This window comes from Streptomyces nanshensis (assembly GCF_001751255.1).
GTDB classification, from domain to species: Bacteria; Actinomycetota; Actinomycetes; order Streptomycetales; family Streptomycetaceae; genus Streptomyces; species Streptomyces nanshensis_A.
Window position 1 is genome coordinate 1 of record NZ_LJGW01000545.1, and the last position, 1,359, is coordinate 1,359.

Annotated in this window: 2 protein-coding genes; both read right to left on the reverse strand. The window is 74.6% G+C overall.

What is annotated here, in order from left to right; translation table 11 throughout:
- The coding region (locus AN218_RS29640) for an ABC transporter ATP-binding protein (protein ID WP_070020155.1) at window positions 1–482 on the reverse strand (482 nt) is incomplete at its 3' end.
- A 264-nt stretch (window positions 483–746) separates the two neighbouring features.
- Window positions 747–1,359, reverse strand: a 613-nt coding sequence (locus AN218_RS29645; protein ID WP_244900832.1) for a thiamine pyrophosphate-dependent enzyme, incomplete at its 5' end; no start/stop codon positions are given.

A 1,359-nucleotide genomic window follows, 5' to 3' on the forward strand; every position in this document is an offset into this window, starting at 1 on the left:
ACCAGCGCGCGGGCGATGGCGACGCGCTGGCGCTGCGACTGCCGCAGCGCCGCGGGACGCTTGCGTGCGCAGTCGCCGACGTCCAGCCGCTCCAGCCACTCGACGGCGGCCTTGCGGGCCGCGCGGGCGCCGGAGCCGCACAGCATCATCGGCAGCGCCGCGTTCTCCCACGCCGTCAGCTCGGGCACGAGCTGCGGGCGGCTGCCGACCCAGCCGAAGCGGTCGCGCCGCAGCCGCTCGCGGGACGTACGGGAGAGGGTGTGCACCGGCACGCTGTTGAACCAGATCTCCCCCTCGTACGGCGTGAGTTGCCCCGACAGACAGCTCAGCAGCGTCGTCTTGCCGCTGCCGCGGGGTCCGGTGACGGAGACGATCTCCCCGGCGCGGACGCCGATCGATACGCCTTGCAGTGCGGGAGAACCGCTGTACGAGTAATGCAGTCCGCGTGCCCAGAGCACGTCGTTGTCCGGGGGTGCTGCCACTGAGGGCACCTCCACTCACCTCTGCTCTGCTGGTCCCTGCGGGGCCCACGGAAGGGTGAACCAGGGCCCGGGGCAAATCGGTCACAGGAACCGTAAGGAGAGCGAAGCGTCCATCCCGCGTCTTCCGCCGGGGCACGGCGCAGATTCCACCGATCGGGCCTCGCAGATGGCCGCGCCTTCACCGGGAGCCCCCTCGGGCGCCGGGGCGCCGCCCCCGTCGCCGTCCCCTTCGCCGTGTCCTCCGCCGGGCCGGCGCCTGGCCGGTCAGCCCTCGCCGTCGGAGAGGTGCGTGGGCGCGAACATCCGCAGTTCGGCCGGGAGCAGGACCACCGACGGGCCGGGTTCGGCCAGCGCCGCCGCGAGGTCCTCGCGCAGCCGCTCCGGCGAGCTGCGCACCGCCGGGACGCCGAACGACGCGGCGAGCGCGGTGAAGTCGGGCCGGGACAGCTCGGTGCCGGTGGCCTGGCCGAAGGCGTCCGTCATGTAGGAGCGGAGGATGCCGTAGCCGCCGTCGTCGACGACGAGCCAGGTGACGGGCAGGCCGTACTGGCGGGCGGTGGCGAGTTCGGCCAGGGAGTACATGGCGCCGCCGTCCCCCGAGACGGCGAGGACGGGAGTGCGGCGGTCCGGGTCCGCGGCGGCCGCGCCCAGCGCCGCGGGGAAGCCGTAGCCGAGACCGCCCGCGCCCTGCGCGGAGTGCATCGCGCCCGCACGGGGGTCGAAGGCGGACCAGGCCCAGTAGGTCAGGATCGTCATGTCCCAGAAGCTCGGCGCGGTGTCCGGGAGGGCGTCGCGTACGGCGGTCAGCACCCGCTGCTCCAGCTCCAGGCCCTGGGCGTCGATGCGGGCCCGTACGCGGGCGAGCAGGGCGGCGGCC